The 7,253-nt window shown below is 31.4% G+C and carries 5 protein-coding genes; 2 read left to right on the forward strand and 3 right to left on the reverse strand.

The features are described 5' to 3' along the window. Positions 1-98 precede the first annotated feature (98 nt). Positions 99-1,439, reverse strand: coding sequence for an NADP-specific glutamate dehydrogenase (gdhA, locus tag HN894_11270; GenBank protein ID MBT7143906.1), 1,341 nt, complete (start codon positions 1,437-1,439; stop codon positions 99-101). Between the two features lie 160 nt (positions 1,440-1,599). Further along, a complete protein-coding gene (gene uvrA / locus HN894_11275; protein MBT7143907.1) occupies positions 1,600-4,425 on the reverse strand; it encodes an excinuclease ABC subunit UvrA in 2,826 nt (941 codons plus the stop codon). A 228-nt stretch (positions 4,426-4,653) separates the two neighbouring features. Between uvrA and HN894_11280 the strand changes: the two genes are divergently transcribed. Both HN894_11280 and HN894_11285 read left to right on the forward strand, forming a co-directional pair. Then, a complete protein-coding gene (locus HN894_11280; protein ID MBT7143908.1) occupies positions 4,654-5,244 on the forward strand; it encodes a sigma-70 family RNA polymerase sigma factor in 591 nt (196 codons plus the stop codon). A 208-nt stretch (positions 5,245-5,452) separates the two neighbouring features. Further along, a complete protein-coding gene (locus HN894_11285) occupies positions 5,453-5,647 on the forward strand; it encodes a hypothetical protein (protein MBT7143909.1) in 195 nt (64 codons plus the stop codon). Positions 5,648-5,698: 51 nt separating this feature from the next. Here the strand turns inward: HN894_11285 and gldF are convergent, their stop codons facing one another. Then, positions 5,699-6,430 carry a gliding motility-associated ABC transporter permease subunit GldF gene (gene gldF, locus HN894_11290; GenBank protein ID MBT7143910.1) on the reverse strand — a complete coding sequence of 244 codons (732 nt, stop codon included), beginning with the start codon at positions 6,428-6,430 and terminating at the stop codon, positions 5,699-5,701. Positions 6,431-7,253 lie beyond the last annotated feature (823 nt).

The following is a 7,253-nucleotide window of genomic DNA, read 5'->3' on the forward strand; positions in this document are numbered from 1 at the left end:
TCAAAACAATTGTTTTACATAAAAACCAAAATATTTGAAACTAAAAAAGGCTCAACATTTTTGTTGAGCCTTTTTATTATATAGTTAGATAGACTGAATTATACAGCACCTTGAGCCATCATCGAATCGGCAACTTTTACGAAACCACCAATGTTTGCACCATTTACATAATTAATAAAACCTCCATCAGTTCCATACTTAACACATGTAGCATGGATATCTTTCATAATTTGATGAAGTTTTGCATCTACTTCTTCTCTTGTCCAAGACAATCTCATTGAATTTTGAGACATTTCAAGACCAGAAACAGCAACACCACCAGCGTTTGCAGCTTTACCAGGTCCGTAAAGAATTTTACTTTCGATGTAAATTTCAATAGCTTCAGGTACTGAAGGCATATTTGCTCCTTCCGAAACTACGAAACAACCGTTGTCAATTAATGTTTGAGCTTCTTCTTTGCTAACTTCATTTTGAGTAGCACATGGTAAAGCAACATCACATTTAATTCCCCATGGTCTTACTCCTTCGAAATATTCACATCCATATTTGTCTGCATATTCTTTAATTCTGCCTCTCTTCACATTTTTTAATTCCATAACAAATGCAAGTTTTTCAGCATCAATTCCTTCAGGATCATAGATTGTTCCACCTGAATCGGATAGACTAACCACTTTTGCACCATACATATTGCATTTTTCAGTAGCAAATTGTGCAACATTTCCTGAACCGGAAACTGTAACAATTTTTCCTTTCATGCTATCACCTCTTGTATTAAGCATTTCTTCAGCAAAATAAACAGTTCCGTAACCGGTTGCTTCCGGACGAATAAGGCTACCACCCCATTCTCTTCCTTTTCCTGTAAGAACACCTACAAATTCATTTCTAATTCTTTTATACTGGCCAAACAAAAATCCTATCTCTCTTCCACCAACTCCAATATCTCCTGCAGGAACATCAGTATTTGGTCCAATATGTTTGCAAAGTTCTGTCATAAAACTCTGGCAAAAACGCATAACTTCGTTGTCAGATTTTCCTTTTGGGTCGAAATCTGATCCGCCTTTTCCGCCACCCATTGGAAGCGTAGTCAAACTATTCTTAAATACCTGCTCAAAAGCTAAGAATTTCAATATGCCAAGATTTACGGTAGGATGAAATCGCAATCCACCTTTATAAGGACCAATTGCACTGTTCATTTCAATTCTAAATCCGCGATTCACCTGAACTTCACCTTTATCGTCTAACCAAGGAACTCTAAACAATATAACTCTTTCGGGTTCGGCAATTCTTTCTAATATTTTTGCTTTCTCGTATTTAGGATTTTCTTCTAAAAACGGAACGATAGATTCAGCTACTTCGAGAACTGCTTGATGAAATTCTACTTCGCTTGGATTTTTGGCAACTACCCATGCCATAAAATTTTCTAACTTTTGATTAGCCATAATTTTAAATTTATTATTATTAAATCTTAAAATACAAATTGCGACAATATTAAATAAAATTTTATTTATGAACTATGTTTTTTCTCATATTTTTTTCGATTTTATTTTTTTGAAAAAAATAAGTTTTTTGGGTTTAAATTTATGAATCTACAATGAAAAACTATTTGTCATTAACATCAAGAATTTTATTCTGTAAATATCTGCCGGTATAAGAATTTTTGCACTTTACTATTTCTTCTGGAGTGCCTTCAAAAACAATATAGCCACCTTTGTCGCCACCTTCTTTTCCAAGATCAATAATCCAGTCTGCCGATTTTATTATTTCAATATTATGTTCAATTATTAAAACTGTATTTCCTTTCACTATAAGAGCTTTGAAGGCATCGAGTAGTCTGTTAATATCGTGAAAATGTAAACCGGTAGTGGGTTCGTCAAAAATAAACAGTTTATTCTGGTCGGCATTTTCTTTTCCTAAAAATGTAGCAAGCTTGATTCTTTGACTTTCGCCGCCACTTAGGGTGCTCGATGCCTGTCCTAATTTTAGATATGCCAAACCAACTTCTTTTAGTGGCATTAGTCTGTTAACAATTTTTTTCTCAAGACTTTCTTTTTTTTGATCGAAAAAATCTATTGCCTGATTGACTGTTAGTTCTAAAATGTTATAAATATTTTTACCACGATATTTTATTTCCAGGATAGTTTCTTTGAAGCGTTTTCCATGGCACGATTCGCAAATCAAATGAACGTCTGCCATAAATTGCATTTCAACTTTTATTATACCTTCTCCTTGACACTCATCGCATCTGCCGCCATCTATATTGAACGAAAAATGTGATGGTTTATATCCATGATGTTTTGCAAGGGGCTGATTTGCATAGAGTTTCCTTATTTCGTCGTAAGTTTTTGAATATGTTACAGGATTCGATCTTGAGGACTTTCCAATCGGATTTTGATCGATAAATTCAACATCGTCAATAAGTTTGGTGTCGCCGGAAATTTCATCGAAGGAGCCAGCTCGCTCAGAGTATCCTTCAAGAATCTTACGTAAAGTTGGAAATAGAATTTTACTAACTAATGAAGATTTTCCAGAACCACTTACACCAGTAACAACCGTTAATATATTTAATGGAAATTTCACATCAATATTTTTTAAATTGTTCTCGCAAGCTCCTTTTATTTCAATAAAATTTCGCCATTTTCTTCTTATGTCAGGAGTCTGAATTTTTTCCTTTCCTGAAAGATATTTGCCGGTAAGACTTCTTTTTGCCTTCAAAATGTCAATATGGTTTCCTTGAAAAATAATTTCTCCTCCATTTATTCCGGCTAAAGGACCAACATCGATTATTTCATCGGCAGCATTTATTATTTCTTCGTCGTGCTCTACTACAATTACTGTGTTGCCAATTTGTTTTAGTTTTTTTAAAACTCCTATTAATAGATTTGTATCGCGAGAGTGCAAACCTATACTCGGTTCGTCTAATATATATAATGATCCGACCAGGCTGCTTCCGAGCGAAGTTGCCAAATTTATTCGCTGCGATTCTCCTCCTGAGAGTGTTGAAGAAAGGCGATTCAAACTAAGATAGTTTAAGCCAACATTCATTAAAAAATCTATTCGACTATTTATTTCAATCAAAAGGCGTTTAGAAATTCTATGTTCGTGTTCGTTCAGACTTATTTTTTTGAAAAAAAGCTGTAAGTTCTCAATCGACATAGTTACCAATTCTGAAATAGTTTTATCGCCAAATTTAACATAGCTTGCATCTTTTCTCAGTCTGCCTCCATTGCACTCCGGACAAGTTGTTTTCCCTTTATACCTTGAAAGCATCACACGATATTGAATTTTATAATTTTCGCGTTCGAGCATTTCGAAAAAATTGTTTAAACCTTCGAAATGTTTGTTACCTGTCCATATTAGCTTTTTTTGTTTTGGAGTAAGATCTTTAAAAGGTTTATGTATAGGGAAATTTGATTCTGAAGAAAAAAATATAACTTGTTCTTTCCATAATTTCATTTTTTCGCCCTTCCAACATGCGACCGCATCTTCGTAAATTGAAAGATTTTTATTTGGAATTACAAGGTCTTCATCTATACCTATTACTTTTCCGAAACCTTCACATTTTGGGCAAGCACCATAAGGATTGTTGAAAGAAAACATATGAACTGTGGGCTCATCGAATTTCATTCCGTCTGCTTCAAATCTATTCGAGAATTTTTTGATGGCTTCATTTTCATCTTCAATAGTTTTGACAATGCATTCTCCTTTTCCTTCATAGAATGCTGTTTGGACAGAATCAGCTAATCTGGCTATTAAATCTTCGCTATTGTCAACTGAAATTCTGTCAATAACAATATTGAAAGTTGTTGTGTCTTTTTGTAAGTCAGTATCGAACAAGATATCGTCTATTCGCCAAATTTTATTGTTGATTTCTAATCGAGAAAATCCTTGTTGTTGCAATAGCTTTGCTTTGTCGGCAATCGAATTATTGTTTTCGGAAGAATATGGAGTAAGAATAACAACTTTTTTCCCAACACCCAATGACATAATGTAATCTACTACATTTGTAACAGTATGCCTTTTCACTTTTGTATTTGAAATTGGAGAAATTGTTCTGCCAATTCTTGCATATAGAAGTTTTATGTAATCGTAAATTTCGGTTGAAGTTCCAACTGTAGAACGTGAGTTTTTAGTAATAGATTTTTGTTCAATTGCAATTGCCGGAGGAATTCCTTTTATAAAATCAACTTCCGGTTTATTTAGTTTTCCAAGAAATTGTCTCGCATAAGACGATAAACTTTCCACATAGCGTCTTTGTCCTTCAGCATATAAAGTGTCGAAAGCCAATGATGATTTTCCGGAACCTGAAAGTCCTGTTATTACAATCAATTTATTTCTTGGGATAGAAAGGTCGATATTCTTTAAATTATGAACTTTTGCACCTTTTATTATAATGTGTTCTGAATTTGTATTTTTATTTTTTTGCATGAATTCCTTATCCCTTATATTTCAATAACTTAATCAATTTGAAAATTTAATATTTCAATTTTTCAAAAATATGAAAATAATTTTTCTGAATTTATTAAAAATAATTTTGATATTTAAATAAAAAGTGTTTTCTTGCGTTGTTGAAATTAATGAACTTTTAAACTTTAATGGAGGATTGCTTATAGAATAATTTTACCTGTATTTACTAAATAAAAATAGGAGGTAATTATGTCAGAGAATAAAATGTCTGATTTTGAACTTGTAAGCAAGTTTATCGAAGGAAAGCAATCTTGTATTGAAACATTAATTAAACGGCACAAAAACCGAGTTTACACTTACATTCTTCTTCTTGTTAAAAATCAAGAACTTGCGGAAGATATTTTTCAAGACACTTTTATCAAAGTTATTAAATCATTGCGCAATGGGAAATATACTGATAAAGGGAAATTTGTGTCGTGGGTAGTAAGAATAGCACACAATTTAGTTATTGATCATTTCAGAAAAGAAAAGCATTTGAACACATACTCAAATGATGGAAATGAGATTGATCTTTTTAATTCACCTAAATTTTCTGAGAGGAACATTGAAGAAACCCTTATAAAAGAGCAGATTACTCAGGATGTGAGAAATTTAATTGAAGAGCTACCTCATGATCAGAAGCAAGTAATAATGCTTAGACATTATGCAGGATTAAGTTTCAAAGAAATTGCTGATCATACTGATGTAAGCATAAATACAGCACTTGGCAGAATGCGCTATGCACTTATCAATATGCGAAAACTTATTGAAGCAAAAAAGCTTAATTTAACCCAAATGTAAACAGGATTTTGAGAAAATGCCAATAAATTGGTATGTGTTTGGCATTTTCTTAGAAATAGGATATTTAAGAATTTCCTAGAAAACCTAAGATACAGTTGCATCAAAATGTTAATTTGTATGTTTTTTATTAGAACATTACATAATAAATAATAATAAAATTTTTATTGCGTTTTTAAAGTTGATATTTAACTTGAAATTTTGAAAGCCTATGAATAAAAATTTTACTTTACTTTATGTAATTAACGAATTTGAAAAAAATGCAAGCTTTCTTGCCGATACAGGAACACTTTTTTCTATTGATGACAACGAATATGAAGATGTCATAGAATTTTTGAATAAAAGTAAATGTGAACCTCGACAAGAGGTCATCGACAAAATATTTGATTATTTAGAATCAAATTAAATAAAAAAGTTGTTAGAAATTCTAACAACTTTTTTTATTTGATATATTTCTTTACCATTTTCGGCTTTCCAAAACTATTTTTGTTACAGAAGTAAATATGGCTACTGCACTAACAAAATATATAATATCTCTTAAATCTATCACCCCTCGGCTCATTGAGCGATAGTGTTCGTTTATTCCCAGATTTAGAATGAAATGGTCTATGCTTTTTACGAATTCAAGATTAGAAATCGACTCAAATCCAATATATATAAAAAACGAAATTAGTATAGCTACAATAAACGAAACTATCTGATTCTCAGTAATGGAAGAAGCAAACAAACCAATTGAAACATAAATAGCTGCCAGAAAAAACAAACCAATATATGAACCCCAAGTGGCACCAATATCAATATTTCCAACAGGCGAACCTAGAAGATAAACTGTTAGAAAGTATATGAGCGAAGGCAGCAGGGAAAACAGAACTAAAGTCAAGCCCGCAAAATATTTTGCCAATATAATTTGGATGTCAGATAAAGGTTGAGTAAGCAAAATCTCTATTGTTCCGCTTCGTTTTTCTTCAGCAAAAAGCCGCATTGTTACTGCCGGAACTAAAAACATAAAAATCCAGGGAGAAATAATAAACAGCGTGTCGATATTTGCATAGCCTCCATCAAGAACATTAAATTCTCCCGGGAATATCCATAAAAACAAGCTATTAGCTAACAAAAAAACGATTATAACAATATATCCAGTAAGGGAACTGAAAAATGTCCGTATTTCTTTTTTATATAAAGTAAACATATGCTAAATTTTACAAGCTGCAAAATTAAACAAATTTGGTATTACTGCAATTATTCAAATATTATTTCTTTTACGCAAAAGTTACCTTATTCTTATTTCTCCGGAAATTTCATAAAATTCATTGTTTATGTAGTTTTGTTTTTCAACTGAGCATTCAATGTTTTCTTCAAAAAAAAGAAAGACTTGCTGCTATTATATTCTTTGCATCCTGAAAATGTGTGAATAAATATGGTTTATAGAATCGCTTACAAAAAATATAACTCCGTCTTCGTAATCAATTAAACCAACTTGTTAAAATAAATTTGTAATCTCATGATAATGTGGATGTAGGACATTAGATGTTTTTATTTCGGGTACTACGGTTTTTTTCATATTATAAATTATTGTATTCCTGTGTGGTCGATATATAATTGTGCTGCATGACTGTCATTTTTTCTGTTTTTAAAATTGTCATAATTAACATTTTGCAAAAAAACATAAACTAAACAAACAAATTGATTCGGGTTTACAAACGACTTTTTGAAAACAATACTATTGTAATTAAGGTAGTTACGTATAATAATAATGAAAAAAGGCACCTTACGCTCAACTTGGTTTAAGGTAAAACTAATTTTTGCAAATTACATAAGACTAAGTTTTAGGAATATTTATGCAATTAAATACTTTGAAACTTAATATTTGTCTATATAGTGGTTCTAAGAAAACAGGCAATTTTTATAAAATAATTAATTTTTGATGAGATTTCTATTTTCTTTCATGCAGTAAATGCTTTTGTATTAGACAAATGAAAAAAATAGAAATATCGCAAAAAGAGATGTTTTTA

It is taken from the genome of Bacteroidota bacterium (genome assembly GCA_018692315.1).
In the GTDB taxonomy this organism is placed as follows: Bacteria; Bacteroidota; Bacteroidia; order Bacteroidales; family JABHKC01; genus JABHKC01.